This is a genomic window from Proteus vulgaris (genome assembly GCF_011045815.1).
GTDB classification, from domain to species: Bacteria; Pseudomonadota; Gammaproteobacteria; order Enterobacterales; family Enterobacteriaceae; genus Proteus; species Proteus vulgaris_B.
On sequence record NZ_CP047344.1, the window covers coordinates 2,436,085 to 2,457,090 of the forward strand.

The 21,006-nt window shown below is 37.4% G+C and carries 16 protein-coding genes; 10 read left to right on the forward strand and 6 right to left on the reverse strand.

What is annotated here, in order from left to right:
- Positions 1–130 precede the first annotated feature (130 nt).
- From GTH24_RS11620 to GTH24_RS11630, 3 genes are all read left to right on the forward strand, one after another.
- On the forward strand, positions 131–1,603 hold the full coding sequence (locus GTH24_RS11620; RefSeq protein WP_072068426.1) for a tetratricopeptide repeat protein: 1,473 nt from the start codon (positions 131–133) through the stop codon (positions 1,601–1,603).
- An 8-nt stretch (positions 1,604–1,611) separates the two neighbouring features.
- Positions 1,612–1,968, forward strand: a complete 357-nt coding sequence (arsC, locus tag GTH24_RS11625; protein ID WP_072068427.1) for an arsenate reductase (glutaredoxin) — start codon at positions 1,612–1,614, stop codon at positions 1,966–1,968.
- Positions 1,969–2,679: 711 nt separating this feature from the next.
- Positions 2,680–3,930, forward strand: coding sequence for an MFS transporter (locus GTH24_RS11630; RefSeq protein WP_072068428.1), 1,251 nt, complete (start codon positions 2,680–2,682; stop codon positions 3,928–3,930).
- A 208-nt stretch (positions 3,931–4,138) separates the two neighbouring features.
- Here the strand turns inward: GTH24_RS11630 and hda are convergent, their stop codons facing one another.
- The 4 genes from hda to upp form a co-directional block, all read right to left on the reverse strand.
- On the reverse strand, positions 4,139–4,846 hold the full coding sequence (gene hda, locus GTH24_RS11635) for a DnaA inactivator Hda (RefSeq protein WP_036938961.1): 708 nt from the start codon (positions 4,844–4,846) through the stop codon (positions 4,139–4,141).
- Between the two features lie 250 nt (positions 4,847–5,096).
- Positions 5,097–6,302, reverse strand: coding sequence for a mechanosensitive ion channel family protein (locus tag GTH24_RS11640; protein ID WP_072068429.1), 1,206 nt, complete (start codon positions 6,300–6,302; stop codon positions 5,097–5,099).
- A gap of 267 nt (positions 6,303–6,569) precedes the next feature.
- Positions 6,570–7,871: a uracil permease gene (gene uraA / locus GTH24_RS11645; RefSeq protein ID WP_115349955.1), complete on the reverse strand. Its 1,302-nt coding sequence runs from the start codon at positions 7,869–7,871 to the stop codon at positions 6,570–6,572.
- A 191-nt stretch (positions 7,872–8,062) separates the two neighbouring features.
- Positions 8,063–8,689: a uracil phosphoribosyltransferase gene (gene upp / locus GTH24_RS11650; RefSeq protein WP_072068431.1), complete on the reverse strand. Its 627-nt coding sequence runs from the start codon at positions 8,687–8,689 to the stop codon at positions 8,063–8,065.
- A gap of 231 nt (positions 8,690–8,920) precedes the next feature.
- Between upp and purM the strand changes: the two genes are divergently transcribed.
- The 6 genes from purM to mgtE all read left to right on the forward strand — a co-directional run bounded on the left by purM (position 8,921) and on the right by mgtE (position 16,663).
- The gene (gene purM, locus GTH24_RS11655) at positions 8,921–9,961 is read left to right on the forward strand and encodes a phosphoribosylformylglycinamidine cyclo-ligase (RefSeq protein ID WP_164526446.1); all 1,041 of its coding nucleotides are present in this window, start codon (positions 8,921–8,923) and stop codon (positions 9,959–9,961) included.
- Positions 9,962–9,974: 13 nt separating this feature from the next.
- Positions 9,975–10,604: a phosphoribosylglycinamide formyltransferase gene (gene purN / locus GTH24_RS11660; RefSeq protein ID WP_164526447.1), complete on the forward strand. Its 630-nt coding sequence runs from the start codon at positions 9,975–9,977 to the stop codon at positions 10,602–10,604.
- Between the two features lie 107 nt (positions 10,605–10,711).
- A complete protein-coding gene (gene speG, locus GTH24_RS11665; RefSeq protein ID WP_072068434.1) occupies positions 10,712–11,302 on the forward strand; it encodes a spermidine N1-acetyltransferase in 591 nt (196 codons plus the stop codon).
- A 46-nt stretch (positions 11,303–11,348) separates the two neighbouring features.
- Positions 11,349–13,430, forward strand: a complete 2,082-nt coding sequence (gene ppk1 / locus GTH24_RS11670) for a polyphosphate kinase 1 (RefSeq protein WP_072068435.1) — start codon at positions 11,349–11,351, stop codon at positions 13,428–13,430.
- A 4-nt stretch (positions 13,431–13,434) separates the two neighbouring features.
- Positions 13,435–14,967, forward strand: a complete 1,533-nt coding sequence (gene ppx / locus GTH24_RS11675) for an exopolyphosphatase (RefSeq protein ID WP_072068436.1) — start codon at positions 13,435–13,437, stop codon at positions 14,965–14,967.
- A gap of 232 nt (positions 14,968–15,199) precedes the next feature.
- Positions 15,200–16,663, forward strand: a complete 1,464-nt coding sequence (mgtE, locus tag GTH24_RS11680; RefSeq protein WP_072068437.1) for a magnesium transporter — start codon at positions 15,200–15,202, stop codon at positions 16,661–16,663.
- A gap of 82 nt (positions 16,664–16,745) precedes the next feature.
- Here the strand turns inward: mgtE and GTH24_RS11685 are convergent, their stop codons facing one another.
- Entirely contained in the window at positions 16,746–16,967 is a 222-nt protein-coding gene (locus tag GTH24_RS11685) for a hypothetical protein (RefSeq protein ID WP_072068438.1), read from the reverse strand.
- 770 nt (positions 16,968–17,737) lie between these two features.
- On the opposite strand from GTH24_RS11685, the gene GTH24_RS11690 reads away from it, so the two are divergent.
- Entirely contained in the window at positions 17,738–19,111 is a 1,374-nt protein-coding gene (locus tag GTH24_RS11690; RefSeq protein WP_072068439.1) for an MFS transporter, read from the forward strand.
- Positions 19,112–19,272: 161 nt separating this feature from the next.
- On the opposite strand, the gene dtpA is transcribed toward GTH24_RS11690, so the two are convergent.
- Complete coding sequence (gene dtpA / locus GTH24_RS11695) at positions 19,273–20,739, reverse strand: dipeptide/tripeptide permease DtpA (protein WP_072068440.1); 1,467 nt, start codon at positions 20,737–20,739, stop codon at positions 19,273–19,275.
- Positions 20,740–21,006: the final 267 nt, after the last annotated feature.

Below are 21,006 nucleotides of genomic sequence, written 5' to 3' on the forward strand. Positions count from 1 at the left end.
TCAGAATAATAGAGCTATATGTATTCATTCATATAAGCAATAATCTTTTGACAGATTTTACGTTAGGTTTTGCTATCATACATCATTAATTATTAATTTTTCGTTAAGATAGCCATCAGGATATAGTTGTATGAAACTCAGACTTAAAAAACCATTAGTCGCGCTTCTTGTTTCTGCGTTGCTATCAACATCAGTATTGCCAGCGCATGCCGCGATTGATATTGAAGACTCTTTACCTGATATGGGAACCACTGCAGGTTCAACGCTAAGTATTAACCAAGAAATTGCTATGGGAGATTACTATACTCGCCAACTGCGAAATAGTGCACCATTAGTTTTTGACCCTCTGCTTTCTAACTACATTAATAATTTGGGGCAAAAGCTGGTTTCTAATGCTAGCTCAGTCAAAACACCCTTTCATTTTTACTTAGTCAATAATCCCAATATTAATGCCTTTGCTTATTTTGGGGGGAACATTGTTTTACATTCCGCACTCTTTCGCTATAGCCGAAATGAAAGTGAGTTAGCCTCTGTTATGGCTCACGAAATCACGCATGTTACTCAGCGTCATTTAGCAAGAATGTTGGAAGACCAAGCAAAAACAACCCCTCTTGCACTTGCTGGGGTATTAGGTTCTATCCTGATATTTATGGCAAATCCCAATGCAGGTCTTGCAACCTTTACGGGGAGTATGGCGGGGATGCAGCAGAATATGATCACGTTTACACAAATGAACGAGCAAGAGGCTGATCGTATTGGAATTCAAACACTCTATCGAGCGGGGTTTGACCCCAAAGGGATGCCTGATTTTATGCAAATTCTTGCTGACCAAGTTCGCTATAGTTCTAAACCGCCTGAAATGTTATTAACACACCCCTTACCGGATAGCCGATTATCTGATGCAAGAAGCCGAGCCAGCCAATATCCAGCACGCCAACTTCCTCAGTCAGCAGATTTTCTATTCGCTAAAATGCGTGTGTTAACCATGCTAAATAAAAATCCCACTGCAGATAATGCATTTCAAACCACGCTTGATCAGTTTAAGCAAGGTACTGCGATTGAAAAATTAGCCGCCAATTATGCGCAAATACTCATTTACTCTCGTGATCGTAAATTTGATGACGCAAGAAAATTACTCACGCCAATGTTAGAAAAAGAACCTAATAATATTTGGCTTATCGATGCAATGACAGATATCGATTTAGAGCAAAATCGGGCAAGTGATGCTGTCGCAAGATTGCAATTGGCATTAAAACAGAACCCTAATAACAACGTTATTATTGCTAACTTGGCTAATTCTTATATACATAATAAACAATATAACGAAGCTAATCGCCTGCTTTATCGTTATACCTTTGATAATCCAAATGATCCTATTGGATGGCAGTTAATGGCAGAAAACTCAGCTAAACAAGGTGATAGAGCCCATGAATTAGCGGCTTATGCTGAAGATTTAGCACTCCGAGGTGACTTTGAAACAGCGATCCGTTATTTAGGTGATGCAAGCAGACAAGTTAAACTGGGCAGTAATGACCAAGCACGCTTTGATGCGCGTATTGACCAGTTAAGAAAAATACAGCAAAGAGACAGTCAATTTAAATAAGGGACAACATGACCAAGAAAGTGACGATTTATCACAATCCACGCTGTTCAAAAAGCCGTGAAACCTTACATTTATTAGAAGAAATGCAGGTAACTCCTGAGATTAATCTCTACTTAGACACAGCGCCCTCAGTAACCGAACTTAAAACACTTCTTAAAGCGCTAGGGTTTGATGATGCAAGAAAATTAATGCGTACAAAAGAAGAGATCTATAAAACACTCAAACTTGCTGACGAAACATCGCAAGATGCATTAATTCAAGCAATGCATGAAAATCCTAAGCTTATTGAGCGCCCTATTGTGGTTGTTGGAAATCAAGCCCGTTTAGGCCGCCCACCTGAGCAAGTGAAAGAGTTATTTAGCTAAGAACAGGAAAATTTAGCTAGGATCAGAAAATTAAAGCCTATACTTCACGATACGTGAGATAGGCTTTATTCTTTATGTTTTATCATTAATACCGCAACCGTTTACTCTATTTTTCCCATTTAGGCATAAATCACCAAATGTTATTAAATTGTAAACACAACAATTAATAAAGTGTTCTTTATTCCCTCAACAGAAAAAAATTAATCTCTTTTTGCTTTCAAAAAAATTCATCTCAGTTTCATATTTTTTATGGCTAATAAATCATCATTTTTTGGATAGTCTATCAAGATCACACTATCCCGCTATAGGTCACCTTAAAAAGAAAAAAATAATCATGTGTTTCATTTATATTGTGACTCAAGTCTCTTTACACAAATGCGTTCCTACATATCATGGACATCAGAAAATATGATAGCAGAGTTGATAAACACTAAATTCTCGCCACTCTATTTTTTCATTATCATCCAAGAAAGAAATTAACAAAAAAAATACATTTTAAACAGCACTGCAATACAGCAATAATCTTTCAATTTGTTATTTACTCTATCTCTTCTTTAGTTGTTAATTTTTAATTTGATGACAATTAATCGGTGTGAAATGAAGTTATAGATGTATATGAAATAAACAACGTTATAGCCAACATTATGGGCAATTAAAACTAACCAATCATCATTATGGTGTCGGGTGATTGCTAGGCTAATAGGAAAACAGATGAATATCGTACTTAGATTAAAACTTGTCTCATTCCTCCAGTTCTTTATATGGGGATCTTGGCTGGTAACATTTGCCTCGTACCTCTTTGGAGAACTGCATTTTAAAGGTAGTGATGTTGGGCTTATTTTCAGTGCTCTTGGGCTTGCCTCACTTATCGCGCCTGTCATCATGGGATTTATTGCAGATAAAATAAATAACCGCAAATTAGTATTTATTACCCTGCATATTTTTTCTGCATTAGCACTAGTGTTGATGTCGCAAATGACGACTGTCACTACATTATTTTTTGCTACCTTGTTGCATTTATTGTTCTTTATGCCAAGTATTTCAATGGCAAACAGCATCATCTTTGAACTGTTAGAGCAAAAACATTTAGAACCTAACAACTACTTTCCAAAGATCCGCGTTTACGGCACAGTTGGTTTTATCGCGGCCATGTGGGTTATTAGTTTCTTAGGTTTAGGTAATAGCTATCATCAACTCTTTGTGGCTGCAATTGCTTCTATTATTCTCGCTGTTTTTGCCATGTTCTTACCTGCAACAAAAGCAGTTGATAAAAATGAAGCTAAAACAGAAGAAGTGGCATTTAGTCTTTCTAATATTTTGCAAGTTTTCAAAAAGAGAAACGTGGTTGTTTTCTTATTCTTTGCAACACTATTAGGATCTGTTCTGCAAATTACGAATACTTTTGGTGTACCATTCCTGCAAGATATTGCAGCATTACCAAACGCTGATGATTCATTCTTTGCACGTTATCCTTCTGTATTTTTATCTATTTCACAAATTTCAGAAGTTGTCTTTATTTTATTCCTACCTCTGTTGCTAAAACGAGTAAGAATCGAAACTATTGTTTTATTTAGTATGATTGCTTGGATTTTACGTTTCGGTTTCTTTGCTTACGGCGATTACACATCATTAGGACAAATCGTTTTATTATTATCAATGATTGTGTATGGTTGTGCTTTCGACTTCTTTAATATTTCAGGTTCACTGTTCTTAGAAAAAGAGATCCCATTACAATATCGTTCAACTGCACAAGGTATGTTTATGACCTTAGTGAACGGTTTTGGTACTTATTTAGGTGCAATGTTAAGTGGCTGGGTCATTGACTTATATACCACAAATGGCGCCGTTGACTGGAAATCATTCTGGTTAATTTTCACAGGATACACGATTGCAATTACTGCACTTTATCTGATTTTCTTACTGGTACCTCAGAAGAAAACTAAAGTAGTAGAAGCACACTAATTATTTAACCCTCCTCCTTTATTGTTTGTATTTCTCACCGCTTGCCTTCTATAAAGACAAGCGGTTTTTTTATGGTTTTTAATACAAAAAATCACCATTAAAAATAACGAAAAATCATTACTTTTAATTGGTTTAATTTAAACAATAGAGGCAAATTTGTGTTATTCACCTCACCTAATTTGAATGAGGGATAATATTGAGGTAAAAACTACAGTTTGAGAATATCTTTCACAAAGGGGATGGTGAGTTTTCGTTGAGCTACAATAGAAGCGTGATCAAGTTCATCAAGCATTTCAAAGAGTGTCCGCATTTTTCTATCAAGGCGCTTTAACACAAAGCGACCTACATCTTCAGGTAATTCAAAACCACGAAGCTTTGCCCTTAATTGTAAGGCTTGAATTTTTTCTTCATCGCTTAATGGCTGCAAACGATAAATTTGCCCCCAATCTAGCCGAGACGCAAGATCAGGAAGTTGTAATTCGATTTGGCGAGGTGGTCTATCCCCAGTAATTAATAAACAAGTTCGACCATGCTCTAAAACGCGATTATAAAGATTAAATAAGGCAAGCTCCCACTCTTCATCACCTGCAATACATTGAACATTATCGATACAAACTAATGATAGATGCTCCATGCCTTCAAGGACATCGGGAACAAAATAGGCTCGTTTATCAAGTGGAACATAGCCAACGGCATCACCTTTTAATGAAAGTTCAGCGCATGCAGCATGTAATAGATGGCTTTTTCCACCCCCGTCGCGGGACCAGAAATAGATATAACTGCCATGGGATTGATGAATGGCGGTTTGAATTGCCGCGACTAACGACGCGTTTTCCCCTGCATAAAAGCTATCGAATGTCTCGTCATCGGGCAGAGATAGTGGTAATGATAGCTGTGACGGCGTATTCAGAAGCACCTCACCTGAATAGTTTAATAAACGCGGTGATTCTAACACAAATTCTCACAAGGTCAGAACCAATATTAAAAAAGCACATGATACTGATTAAGATAACAGCAAGATTTTCGTGATAGCTTATTTTATGAACTCCTCATGCTTCAAGTTGCCCTATCATTGACTTTGTTTATTTACACGAGTTGCCAAGCTATACCTCAAATTATTTAGCATAAAATTAAAAAAAGTATTCTTTGTTTAATTAATGTTTTTATTATCTGAATTTTAATTTCGCAACATCATTACCTGAAGGTTGCTGATAAATATCAAGTTTAAAATATTTAGCTGATGCATTTATATACTCAAAAATTTCAGATTGTGTTTCTTCATATTCTACCCATGTTGTCGCTCTGGTAAAACAGTATAACTCTACGGGTAATCCCATGGGGGTTGGTGGCATTGTTCTTATCACTAAATACATATCCGGCCTAACATCACCACGCATTTTTATCCAATTTAGCATGTACTTTCTAAATAGCTGTAAATTGGTGACCCCTTTTGTTTCTAGCCACACATTAATATCGCCAATCTCTTCTTCTTTGCCTTCAAGCATAGCTTCTATGCTTTTGCGAAGAGGAACTGTATTTTTTAATTCAAGGACTAATTCTTCCGTTGCAAATGAAATCGAAGATTGATCAATATAAAAGCTACGTTTAATCCGACGTCCTCCAGATGAAAACATCGGTTGCCAGTTAGTGTATTTTTCCGTCAAAAAATCTTTGGTTGGAATACGTGAAATCGTATTATCCCAATTACGTACAGTAATAGTATGCAATGCAATATCAATCACCTCACCACTAATATTACTACTTGGAAGTTCTATCCAATCATAAAGCTTTAAAACTTTACCGTTAGAAATAAGAATATTGGCAACAAATGAGATAAGAGTATGTTGAAAAACAAACATTAATACCGCAGCAATGGCACCAAAACTTGAGATAATAATAAGTGGTGATTGTTCAGTAAAAAGTGCAATGATCAGAATAAAAGAAATTATCCAAACGACGATTTTGGCAATTTCAATATAACCTTTAATGGAATTATTCCGATGCCACGCCTTTTTTGCATGCCTAATATTAAAGATATCGAGAGCATTATTAAGCAATGAGGCAATATTGATAATAATAAAAGCTCGAGCAACCGTCTCAAAGATAACATTCATCTCATGAGAAAAAGAAGGTAGTAGCTGATTAATATAAAGAACTAATGTTACTGCAACTATAGAGGCACTCTTTTTAGCAATGTCTTCTATCGTTTCTTCATCTGAAAGTTCAGTAAATAAAAAAAGTAATCGCTTTGCAATTCGGCGGAAAATCATCTTGGCGAGAAACCATACCACCAGCAACACAACAACTAAGAATATTGTGGTAAATATTTGCTTTGATGTTATGAAATCATAAATTTCAATGAGTTTTTCCATAAATTACGTTATACCTTTTTTGAGTCTTTCCCAACCTTAAAACGAATATCACTTAAACAGTAACTAAATGCCTATTTCGCATAAGAACAGACATCCATTGTCTCATTTATTTTATTTAAATAAACATCATGATTGAATTATTAATGCTTTTCTAAGTTTTAAACACTCAAAAAATTAAATATCTTAGTTTTTAATTTTAACACAAAAACAGAATGCAATAAAAAAGACGGATATAATCCGCCTTTTTCGTTAACTTCAACATATCACTTATTTTTTATTTGCAGTACCACTGACTGATTCAATCGTGTTATCTACAAATTCTGATTCAGGTCGAACAACACTGACTAATTTAAAAATTAAGCTTAAAACAATACCCACAACTGTTGCTAAAGCCATGCCTTTTAATTCAGCCGCACCAATGTGAATTGAAGCGCCACTCACACCAACAATCAGAATAATGGCAGTTAATATCAAGTTTTGCGGTTTGTTGTAATCCACTTTTGAATCTAACAAGACACGAATACCTGATGCACCAATGACACCATAAAGTAATAAAGATACTCCGCCCATCACTGGAACAGGAACAGCAGCAATAGCGGCGGCTAATTTACCTACACAGGATAATAAGATTGCAAATATTGCTGCGCCACCAATAACCCATGAGCTATAGACTTTGGTTATTGCCATAACACCAATATTTTCACCATATGTGGTATTTGGCGTTGAACCGAAGAAACCCGAAATTATGGTAGAGAAACCGTTTGCGAACATAGAACGATGTAAGCCTGGGTTTTTCATTAAATCGCGTTGCACAATATTTGCTGTAACAACAAGGTGACCAACGTGTTCAGCAATAACCACTAATGCCGCAGGCAGAATAATGAAGATAGCACTCCATTCAAAACGTGGTGAATAGAATGTCGGTAATGCAAACCAATTAGCTTCTTTAATAGGAGTAACATCAACAGCCCCTAAGAAGAAAGAAAGTGCATAACCTGCTAGTACCCCTATAAGAATAGGAATAATAGCAAGGAATCCTCTAAACATCACTGAACCTAAAATAGTGACACCTAAAGTGACCATAGAGATAAGCAATGTTTGATTATCTACTGGAGCATCTGCAGTTGGTAATAAACCCGCCATTCCTGCCGCGGTTCCTGCTAACTCTAACCCAATAACGGCAACGATTGCGCCCATTGCCGCAGGTGGAAACATCACATTAATCCAGCCTCGCCCTGCTATTTTTACAATACCTGCCACAAGACAAAATAACACGCCACAGACGATGAATCCCCCAAGTGCTAATTCATACCCTAATGGTAACAACAAAAGCACTGGTGAGATAAACGCAAAACTTGAACCTAGATAAGCAGGAATGCGTCCTTTACAAATAAAGAGATAAAGCAGGGTTCCGATCCCGTTAAATAACAATATTGTTGCCGGATTAACTTTAAATAATATTGGCACAAGTACGGTAGCGCCAAACATTGCAAACAGATGCTGAAGGCTCAACGGAATTGTTTGTAATAATGGTGGGCGCTCTTCTACCCCGATTGCACGACGAGTCATGCTTACGACCTCTCTTTAATATGAATGTGAAATTGGTTTGTATTTTTAACTTTATACTCGTCTTATTTTAAGTCGCCATGTTGCTGTCTAGACCCACTCGCACTAGTCATCTAACTGCACCTTAAAGTATGTAGAGTATAGAACAAATAAATGGTCCAAAAAAAAGCCGACTATCAAAGTCGGCTTAATTATTATTTTGTACCAAATATCTTATCACCAGCATCGCCAAGACCTGGAACGATGTACCCATGCTCATTAAGATGGCTATCAACCGATGCAGTATATAACTCCACATCTGGATGAGCTTCTTCTAATGCCTTAATACCTTCTGGAGCAGCAACCAGTACTAATACTTTAATTGAAGTACAGCCCGCATTTTTTAATAAATCAATTGTGGCAATCATAGAGCCGCCTGTTGCTAACATAGGGTCAACAACAAGAGCCATACGCTCTTCAATATTGGATGCTAATTTCTGGAAGTAAGGGACGGGTTTTAAGGTTTCTTCATCGCGGTAAACGCCAACTACACTGATTCGGGCACTAGGAATATTTTCTAATACTCCATCCATCATCCCGATACCTGCACGGAGGATAGGAACTACTGTGATTTTTTTTCCTTTAATCTGTTCTATCTCTACCGGACCACACCAACCTTCAATTGTTACCGTCTCTGTTGCTAAATCGGCGGTAGCTTCATACGTCAGTAGACTGGAAACTTCTGAAGCCAGTTCACGAAAGCGCTTAGTGCTTATATCATGATCTCGCATCAGCCCCAATTTATGTTGAATGAGTGGGTGTTTTACCTCAACGATCTTCATAATTTCTCCTAATGTACGACGCAGCCTGACAAAAAAATCGCGAGATTATACCGCTTTTTTGCCAACATTCCATCGTTTTTCTATTGATATTGATCAAGCGCACAGCTTTTAACCACACCAACATGAATAATTGTGACCTAGAAAGAAGATCCTCGCAAACGTTTGCTTTGCCTGTTAGAATAGCGCCCGCACACATTTTTTCTTAACAGCAACTTGCCGTGAGGGCTCTACGTGACTAACAAATCCTCTCTCAGCTATAAAGATGCCGGTGTCGATATTGATGCAGGTAATGCTTTAGTCGATCGTATCAAAGGTGTAGTAAAAGAAACTCGCCGTCCTGAAGTTATGGGCGGTTTAGGTGGTTTTGGTGCACTATGTGCAATTCCATCTAAATACCGCGAACCTATTTTAGTTTCAGGCACCGATGGTGTGGGTACAAAACTCCGCCTTGCGATGGATTTAAATCGCCATGATGACATCGGTATTGATTTAGTCGCAATGTGTGTCAACGATTTAATTGTTCAAGGCGCCGAACCCCTTTTCTTCCTTGACTACTATGCCACAGGAAAATTAGATGTCGATACCGCAGCTCGGGTTGTAACTGGTATTGCTGAAGGCTGTAAACAATCAGGCTGTGCATTAGTAGGTGGCGAAACGGCAGAAATGCCCGGCATGTATCATGGCAATGATTATGATATCGCAGGCTTTTGTGTCGGCGTGGTTGAAAAATCAGAGATTATTGATGGCAGTAAAGTTAAAACTGGTGATGCATTAATTGCTTTAGCATCTAGCGGCCCTCATTCTAATGGTTATTCATTAGTCAGAAAAATTCTTGAAGTCAGCAATACACAAGCAGATAACACATCATTAGGTGAAAAATCACTTGCTGATCACCTATTAGCGCCTACACGTATTTACGTGAAATCACTGCTGTCATTAATTGAGAATGTTGATATTCATGCAGTTGCACATATTACAGGTGGCGGTTTCTGGGAGAATATTCCTCGCGTACTACCTGAAAATACGCAAGCTCGTATCGAAAGTCACAGTTGGGAATGGCCTATCGTCTTCAAGTGGTTACAAGAAGCGGGACAAGTTAGCACACATGAAATGTACCGCACCTTTAACTGTGGTGTCGGACTATTAATTGCGGTTAATCCAGATGATGTTGAAAAAACATTAGCACACCTTGCAGAATGTGGTGAAAATGCATGGCTTATCGGTGAAATTGCGCCACAAGCCGCAGGTGAAGCACAAGTTATTATTAACTAATGAAAACATGTGAATGAAAAATATCGTTGTCCTTATTTCAGGAAACGGCAGCAACCTACAGGCGATTATTGACGCCTGTAGGACAAATAAAATCACAGGTAATGTGGTTGCTGTCTTTAGCAATAAAGCGGATGCTTATGGCCTTGAACGTGCAAAACAGGCTGATATTCCAGCCTATTTTGTTGATCCATCCCAATTTAATGATAGAGCTGATTACGATAAAGCGTTAATCGAAAAAATTGATATTTATCAGCCTGATATCGTGGTTTTAGCAGGTTTTATGCGTATTCTATCATCTAATTTTGTCACTCATTATCAGCATAAATTATTAAATATTCATCCTTCTTTGCTTCCTAAATATCCAGGGTTGCATACTCATCGCCAAGTTTTAGCAAATAAAGACTCTTTTCATGGCGTTACCGTCCATTTTGTTACAGAAGAACTTGATGGTGGCCCAATGATTCTTCAGGCACGTATTCCTGTTTTGCCGGATGACACTGAACAATCATTACAAGCTAGAATACAAATAGAAGAGTATCGTATCTACCCATTAGCAATCAGCTGGTTAGCTGAAGACCGATTGACTATGAAGAATAATCAAGCTTTCCTTGATGATATTGCGTTGTTCGGCAGCCTTGATTAACTATTTCGTTTAAGCTAAAAAGTCACATTGTGCTACACTGTAGCCCGCGTGACTTTTTTTGTGTCACCCTTTTCTCTTTTTTATTCAATGCATTCACCGAGGTGCTTATGTCCGGTGGTAGGAAAGTTCCACCTATAAAATTACGTCCTCTCGAACGAGAAGATCTCTCTTTTGTCCATCAACTTGATAACAATGCCAGTGTTATGCGCTATTGGTTTGAAGAGCCTTATGAGGCTTTTATTGAGTTAAGTGACTTATATGAAAAACATATTCACGACCAAAGTGAACGCCGTTTTATTGCTGAAAGTGAAGGCACTAAAGTGGGACTTGTCGAGTTGGTTGAAATTGATTATGTTCATCGTCGTGCCGAATTCCAAATTATCATTGCACCTGCACATCAAGGTCATGGCTATGCAGCACGAGCAGCAAAATTAGCGATGGATTATGCTTTTTCTGTACTTAATTTATACAAACTCTATTTAATCGTTGATAAAGAGAATGCTAAAGCGATTCATATTTATGAAAAGCTTGGCTTTAAAAAAGAAGGTGATTTAATAGATGAGTTTTTTGTTAACGGTGCCTATCGTTCTGCAATTAGAATGTGTACATTCCAAGCACCTTATTTTGAGCAAAAAGCCAAAGAAGCAAAACCCGAAAATTTTGTCAAACCGGGTGCGACTATTAAGCAACATGTCTGATTTATTCAGATATTAAGATTTAACTTTAACCCTAGTTGGAGTTCAGATGTCCCAGGAACGACTCTATATTGATAAAGAGATCAGTTGGCTTGCGTTTAATGAACGAGTATTACAAGAAGCGGCTGACAAACGAAACCCGTTAATTGAAAGAGTCAGGTTTCTGGGGATCTATTCGAATAATCTTGATGAGTTCTATAAAGTCCGTTTTGCTGATGTTAAACGCCGTATCTTAATTAATGAAGAGCGAGGCTCTCGCTCTGCTTCAAGTCATGCTCGCCATCTTATCAAAAAAATTCAATCAAAAGTGGCTAAGGCTGACCAAGAATTTGATGCTTTATATAACGATTTATTGCTTGAAATGGCGCGAAATCAAATCTTCTTAATCAATGAACGCCAAATATCACCTAATCAACAAATCTGGTTACGCCAATATTTTCGTCAAAATTTAAGAAAACACATTACGCCTATTTTAATTAATCCTGAAACTAATTTGGTTGAGTTTCTTAAAGATGACTATACCTATTTGGCCGTTGAAATTGCACAAGGGCAAACTATTCATTACGCCTTATTAGAAATTCCATCAGATAAAGTTCCTCGTTTTGTTATTTTGCCAACTGATCAAGGACGTAGTAAGAAAAAATCCATGATCTTATTGGATAATATTTTACGTTACTGCCTTGATGAAGTTTTTAAAGGTTTTTTTGATTATGACTCATTGAATGCTTATTCTATGAAAATGACGCGAGATGCGGAGTACGATCTTGCGACAGAAATGGAATCAAGTTTACTTGAAATGATGTCCTCAACCTTAAAACAACGCCTTACCGCAGAGCCTGTGCGTTTTGTTTATCAACGTGATATGCCAGATGAGATGGTGGCATTACTACGCAGTAAATTAGGTTTATCAAATAACGACTCCGTTATTGCAGGAGGACGTTATCATAATTTTAAAGACTTTATTAATTTTCCAAATGAAGGTAGCAAATTTCTATTAAATAAACCTATTCCGCGTTTACGCCATATTTGGTTCGATAATTTCCGTAATGGTTTTGATGCCATTAGGGAACGAGATGTCTTACTTTATTATCCTTATCATACTTTTGAACATGTGCTGGAATTGTTGCGCCAAGCCTCTTTTGACCCAAGCGTTATTTCAATCAAAATCAATATTTACCGTGTTGCAAAAGACTCTCGAATTATAGACTCCATGATCCATGCAGCACATAACGGTAAACGAGTCACTGTAGTTGTAGAATTACAAGCTCGTTTTGATGAAGCGGCCAATATTCATTGGGCAAAACGCCTAACAGAAGCGGGTGTTCACGTTATATTCTCTGCTCCAGGTTTAAAAATTCATGCGAAATTATTTATTATTTCTCGCTTAGAAGATGGCGAAATTATTCGCTATGCCCATATTGGCACAGGGAATTTTAACGAAAAAACGGCGCGCCTTTATACTGACTATTCGCTATTAACTGCAAATACTGAAATTACCAATGAAGTACGTCGCGTTTTTAGCTTTATTGAAAACCCTTATCGCCCTGTTACTTTTGAGCATTTGATGGTTTCACCTCAAAATTCACGAACTCTTTTAAACCAACTAATTACTAATGAAATTCACAGTGCTCAAGCTGGGCATCCCGCAGGTATTACATTAAAAGTGAATAATTTAGTCGATGAAGAGTTAGTTAATCGTCTTTATGACGCATCAGAAGCGGGAGTCAAAGTCCGACTTTTAGTGCGAGGTATGTGCTCTTTAGTCCCTAATCAGCCAGGATTTAGTGAGAATATTCAAGTCACCAGTATCGTTGATCGTTTTTTAGAACATGATCGTGTTTATGTCTTTACTAATAAAGGTGATGAAAAAATCTTCTTATCTTCTGCCGACTGGATGACACGAAATCTTGACTATCGTATTGAAGTTGCAGTGGCTTTGCTTGATCCTCAACTGAAACAGCGTGTTCTTGATATATTAGATATTCAATTTAATGACACCGTTAAAGCGCGTTTTATTGATAAAGATTTAACAAATAGCTATGTTCCTCGTGGAAATAAACGTAAAATTCGTTCCCAGCTTGCTGTCTATGAGTACATTAAATTGTTAGAACAACCAGGGGAACGAGCGTAATTTTATGCCTTTATCACAAGATGACTCTTCACCACGCCCTTTAGAAATTGCGGCTATTGACCTCGGTTCTAATAGTTTTCATATGATAATTGCACGCGTTGTTAATGGCGCATTGCAAGTGTTAAGTCGCTTAAAACAGCGTGTTTATCTCGCTGATGGCCTTGACGATAATAATGAATTAAGCGAAGAGTCTATGTTACGTGGACTTTCCGCCCTTTCTCTTTTTGCTGAAAGGTTACAGGGCTTTCCTGCCGAAAATGTTACCGTCGTTGGCACACATACATTACGTGTTGCTACTAACGCTAAAGTCTTTCTCCAACGAGCAAAAGAAGTTATCCCTTACCCTATCGAAATTATTTCTGGACATGAAGAAGCCCGACTTATCTTTATGGGCGTTGAACATACACAATCGGAAAAAGGTAGAAAACTCGTTATTGATATCGGTGGTGGCTCAACAGAATTGGTTATTGGCGAAAATTTTGAGCCGATCTTAATTGAAAGCCAGCGCATGGGTTGTGTTAGTTTTAGTCGTCAATTTTTTCCTGAGCAAAAAATCAGCGAATCTGCTTTTCGTAAAGCACGAGAAAAAGCAGCACGTAAAATGGAAAAAATTGCATGGCAATATAAAATGACCGGATGGGATGTGGCTTTAGGCGCATCGGGTACAATTAAAGCGGCTCATGAGATCTTAGTTGAGTTTGGCGAAAAAGACGGTGTTATCACCCCCGAACGTCTACTTATGTTAACAAAGCAAGTGTTACGCTTTAAGAAATTTAAAGATATCTCATTGCCGGGATTATCCGATGAGCGTAAACATGTTTTTGTACCGGGTTTAGCGATTTTATGTGGCATTTTTGATTCTTTAGGATTAAAAGCACTACATCTATCTGATGGTGCGCTACGTGAAGGTGTGCTTTATGAAATGGAAGGTAGATTTCGCCATCAAGATATTCGCCAACGTACAGCAAAAAGCCTTGCCGAACACTATAATATTGATAGAGAGCAAGCAAAGCGCGTGCTTGAAACCATGCAATCTCTTTACGAACAATGGGCGCAACAAAATCCTAAACTCGTTCGCCCTGATCTAGAAGCTATTTTAGTATGGGCTGTCATGTTACATGAAGTCGGATTAAGCATTAATTTAAGTGGATTGCACCGTCATTCTGCCTATATTCTTTCAAATACAGATTTGCCGGGTTTTAATCAAGAACAACAGCTATTATTAACAACCTTAGTTCGCTATCACCGAAAAGGGATTAAGCTGGATGAACTACCTAAATTTAATCTTTATAAAAAGAAACAGTATTTCCCACTCGTACAAATACTGAGGTTAGCAACTTTACTTAATAATCAGCGACAATCGACGACAAAACCAGCATCTTTGCGTTTAGTTACTGATGAAAATCATTGGACTCTTTATTTTCCTAAAAAATATCTTTCCGATAACACATTGATGGAATTGGATTTAGAAAAAGAACAAGAGCATTGGCAGTCAGTTCCTGGCTGGAAACTGGATATAAAAGAGGAATCTGCTTAACAATATGATATTATACAGAAAAAGACGCTAGCCAATGCGTCTTTTGTTGCATCTATCATACAACAACTATCACATAACAACATAGGTTTGATTTGTGACCATAATATGAACATCATCAACGCAATATTGTTCAAGATTCATATTTTTTATACGGAGAAAACCGATAATCATCCTAAAATGGAATAATTAGTGTTAATGGTTATCTCCCTCGTAAGAATTAAAAAGGAATAACATGTCTCAACCAGCTATCAACAATGATACTGCGGCTGCCATCAATCCGTATTCACAAAAAGTGGCACTCCTGCGTCAGCAAATTTTGAGTATCTTTCTTGAAGATGATCATTTTGTTGAAACCGTTTTAGGGGAAGCAAGTGAAAATGATAGGCTGAGCCACCATGAACTTCATGAAAAAATCACCACTGTTCGAGAATTACTACAAGATCTACACGCGGCAGATATTGCAGATATTCTTGAAGCCCTTCCCTATGACGAACGTCTCGCATTGTGGCATTTGGTTGATAATAATGAACGTGGTGCTGTTTTAGTCGAAGCGTCTGTCGCCGTTTGGGACAGTTTAATTAAAGATATGACCGACCGTGAATTATTACGATCGGTTGCCACATTACATGTGGATGAACAAGCATACATTGCAGAGCACTTACCCCGCGACACAATGCGTCGCCTTCTTACCTATTTAGAACCAAGCCTGCGTAATAGGATAAGAGAAGTCCTGCAATATCCAAAAGACAGCGTTGGTCAAATGATGGACTTTGAGTTCGTCACTGTGCGAGGCAATGTAACGTTAAAAACTGTACAACGCTATTTGCGCCAACGAGGTTCTATTCCTGAAGCAACGGATAAAATTTTCGTTATTGATAATAAAAATCATCTGTTGGGCGAACTTCCATTAACCACTGTTTTAACGCAATCTCCTGACAAACTTGTCTCAGATGTGATGAAAACAGATACCGTCAGTTTTATGCCAGAAGAAAAAGGCGAAGATGCTGCGGGCGCGTTCGAACGTTATGACTTAATTTCAGCTGCTGTGGTTGATAGCAATGGCCTTCTTATGGGGCGATTAACCGTTGAAGATATTGTTGATAACATGCATGAAGAGAGCGATACCAATATTCGTCGTATGGGGGGGTTGAGCCCAGAAGAAGACGTTTTCGCTCCAGTTGGACAAGCTGTTAAAACACGTTGGACTTGGCTTGCTATCAACTTATGTACTGCTTTCGTTGCCTCCCGTGTTATCGGTGTCTTTGAAGATACTATCTCACAATTAGTTGCCCTCGCCACACTAATGCCAATTGTTGCTGGTATTGGAGGTAACACTGGTAATCAAACTATTACAATGATTGTACGTGCCTTAGCACTGCACCAAATTCAAACTGGAAGCTTCTCATTCTTAATTTTAAGAGAGCTTGGTGTCGCCTTTATTAACGGTATTGTTTGGGGAGGAATAATGGGTATTGTCACCTTCTTCCTCTATGGTGACCTTGCTATGGGTGCAGTTATGACGATGGCGATGGTGCTTAATCTCTTAATGGCCGCCATGATGGGCGTATTAATCCCGATGACCATGATTAAATTAGGTAAAGATCCTGCCATTGGTTCTAGTGTGATGATAACCGCCATTACAGATACTGGTGGTTTCTTTATCTTCTTAGGTTTAGCCACTATCTTCCTAGTTTAAAATAACGCAATAATAAACCATTACACTAACGCCACTGTTAATAAAATACAGTGGCGTTTTTTTGGTAGCTAACAATAAATAATTAAGCCGTTGTTGAAAGATAATAGTAAATGAGTAGCAATACGATGATCAACGATGTGATAAATGTTTTTTTAACAGAAGCACTCAGTGCATAATTATCACTGTATTTGGTGTTATTTAGAATGGTTTTTAACGCTAAACCACCACCTAATGCAACGATAGAAAGCGAGGCAAACAGAACAATTGCAGCTAAGAGAATAGCACTCATTGAGATAGAGATCATAAATCCTCCGACATATCAATTGACTTACTGTTGTAATTATAATCAAAAATAATTTTTTTGATGCTTATTTTTGTTTTTATTTTTCATTTAAGAAGTCGCTCTAAAAAATCACATTATGCATAAAAATACAAAAATATGATTATGATTACAAAGTTAATTGGCATTTAATTTCAATAATAATTGATTTATTGAAATTTGAAACCTCAAGGACAAAATTTAACATATAGTAGAATATGCTAATAATCTATCTCCTATCAGATCATATCTTTCACTATTAATACGAATAGCTTTATTAATTATCTAATAATAACTTTTTTTACAAAAAATAATAAATTAAATTCATATCGATTTTATTATTTAATCTTTTATTTAAAGCATAATAAATATATTCAATATCACCTCGTTTTTATTTAAAAATATTAAAACACACCTAATGAAAAATAATATGTAATATTTTTATATTATATATGATATTTTCTATTTATTAATATAATATATTGCAATATAAATTAAAGATGGATATTAAACCCAAAAATTATTATTTTTTAAGTCCATTTAATTGTTTTATTTTAACCTATTTACATCATTAAGAGCTTCCTGTTATAACTTAAACCATCATCACAACATTATTCTTTCTCACGTAAATAGCCTATAAATAACCACTTAATGTTATTTATTTCCACCCTATTTTATTTGCTGATCCTAAAAGAATGTATTTGTGACTTTATTAGTTATTTATTTTATCACGATGATTATTATAGGTTGTTATTATGACATCACAATCACACTCCACTCAGCCGTTGAGTCAACCTACGGCAAGACCATTAAATCGCAACGATTATAAAACGTTGGGTTTATCCTCACTAGGAGGAACTTTGGAGTTCTATGATTTCGTGATCTTCGTGTTCTTTACGAAAACATTGAGCCATTTGTTCTTTCCTGGTGATAACGCCTTTATTGCACAGATGCAGACATTAGGTATTTTTGCAGCCGGTTATCTCGCTCGCCCTTTGGGTGGCATTATTATGGCACACTACGGCGATATTATTGGCCGTAAGCGCATGTTTACTTTAAGTATCTTTTTAATGGCTGTTCCAACATTAATTATTGGTTTATTACCCACTTATGCCAGCATTGGGGTCGCAGCTCCATTATTGTTGTTATTAATGCGTATCATGCAAGGTGCTGCTATCGGTGGAGAAATGCCAGGTGCTTGGGTATTTATTGCAGAACATACACCAAAACAACGTTATGGCTTAGGTGTTGGAACATTAACATCAGGTATTACTGGCGGTATTTTATTAGGATCGATCGTCGCAATTATCGTTCAGCGCAGTTATAGTGCTCAAGAAGTTAATGATTTTGCTTGGCGTATTCCCTTTATTTTAGGCGGAATATTTGGCTTAATCTCTGTTTACTTGCGTCGATTCTTGCAAGAAACGCCAATCTTTAAAGAGATGGCCGCCAAAAAAGCCTTAGCACAAGAAATGCCTGTAATTTCTGTTATTAAAAACCATAAACAAGCGTGTTTAATTACGGCTGCATTAACTTGGTCTTTATCAACAGCCATTGTTGTCACCATATTGATGACACCTAGTGTAATTGTTGAAGGGATTTACAAAATTGATAGAACCACCTCATTGGAAGCGAACTGTGTTGCAACATTAACCTTAACTTTAGGTTGTATCTTCTGGGGCTGGATTGGCGACAAATTAGGAACACGAGTTTCAATGACATTATCATGGGGTGGTTTGATTGTTACTGCATTCCATTTCTATGGCAATTTAGATACAGCAATGTCAGGTTTTCAGTTGGCATTTAATTATGGATTGATGGGCTTTTTCGTTGGTGCGATTGCAACAACACCAATTGTTAGTACAAGAGCATTTCCACCATCGATTCGTTTTTCAGGATTGTCTTTTGCTTACAATATGGCTTATGCCGTGTTTGGTGGATTAACCCCAATGTTAACAGGTGCATGGTTAGAAAAAACAGCTATGGCGGGCGCCTATTATGTCGCTGGAGTCTCATTCTTAGCAATTGCTGTCGCATTCTTACCTTTGGCTTATAAGGGTTGGACTGCGGTAAAGCCAGCTACCCATGAAAAAGACGTTGCATTACAAATTGATAAAGTGGTTGGTTAAGTCTTTATCAATGTTATAAATGTCCCCTTATACAATACCGCCCTTATTAGGGCGGTATTTTTTATGGCGGCAATTTTTCTGAATTAGGTAGTTCTAAACACAAAAAAGGATGCCTTGTGGCATCCTCTATTTTCTTCAGCTTTCTTTTTTAATGCTACACATTACTGTGTCATTTTGCTCAGCATTGGTGCAGTTAAAAGCATTAAGATTGCAATAACACCTGTCACAATACCGATTTGTAGGAAGACACTGCTGTAGATTTCTAATGAGACATGTGCGCTTTGAACATCTTCTGGCACCGCCATTAAACTTGCAACTTTACCTGCAATAATTGCAGCAGCTGCCGAAGTTAAGAACCAAGCACCCATGATAAAGCCCATTAAACGCTGTGGTACAAGTTGAGCAACCATTGCAAGGCCAAGCCCTGAAATCATTAACTCACCGATACTTTGGAAACCATAGCTTGCGACTAACCACCATGAAGAGACAATTCCTGCTTCATTTGCCATGCTTGCACCCAGTGGTAACACTAAGAATGCGGTCGCACTCAAGAACATTCCAGCAGTGAACTTATAAGGCATAGGTAATTTATCGCCCATAAAGTTATATACTGCTGCTAATAATGGGCTCGCTAACATGATCCAGAATGGATTAAGTGATTGAAACTGTTCTGGTTGAACACTGAAACCTAACAGAGAGTGTTCAACGTTATGGATCGCGAAGAAGTTTAAAGATGTTGGCATTTGATCGTAAAGAACAAAGAAGACCACGGCTTCAACCATCAGTAAAAATGCCACAATCATCTTACGGCGAGCCGCCCCTTTCATCATAAAGGTTTCACGCGCAAAAATAAGGATGATACCTAATGAGATCACAGCTAAAGACCAACTTGCCACTTCATTATTATGTAATAACCAAGTCGATACTGCCGTTAAAGCAACGATCCCCACCAGCGTTAATAACAATTTTAAATAATTAAGCGGTTCAAAATCAGGTTTAGAGCCTTTATCTTTGATCCATCCTCGACAAACCATAAAGTTTGCTAAGGTGATCAGCATACCTACAACACTTAATGCAAATGCTACATCCCAACCATAATTAGCTGCTAACCATGGTGTTGCTAGCATAGATAAGAACGAACCTACGTTAATAGACATATAGTACATGGTAAATGCACCGTCTAATTGTGGATCGTTTTTCTCATAACAGGTTGCAAGTAATGAGGATGGATTTGCTTTAAATAAACCATTACCTACAGCAATGGTTGCAAGTCCCCAATAAATCACATCTTTATCGTGATCTGAGAAAGCCACCATTGCATAACCTATTGCCAGTACGATTGCCCCAAGAATAATAACTCTTTTAGTACCAAGAACTTTATCCCCAAGCCATCCACCGATAGCAACAAAACCATAAACCAATGCGGTAAATGCAGCAAAAACGGTGATTGCTTCCGCCTCACCCATGCCCAGCATTTTAACCAGGTAAACGGCCATGATCCCTTGCAGACCGTAATAGCCAAAACGTTCCCATAATTCGATTGAGAAGATGAGATAAAATGCGCGAGGCTGTTTAAATGCATTCAGGCTCGGTTTTTGTCCATCGTCAGGTGTGTTTGCAGTTGACACTAAAAACCTCTAATTATTTTATTACGCCTTTATATTTAGGCTAATTTTTACAAAAATGATTATTTTAAGACAGAGTTAAAGCTCGGTGAATTTCATACTGGATTGTTATTCTTTGAAAAGAGTTCAAACACAGAGAAAAACAAGGTTGGCATTCTATCACTGGAAAGCATAATTATCTAAGAATTATAACTAACTATTGCGTTTTATCATAGTTACAGGCATTTGTACAAAATAGTTATGCGTTCAAAAAAACATCAAGCAAAATAA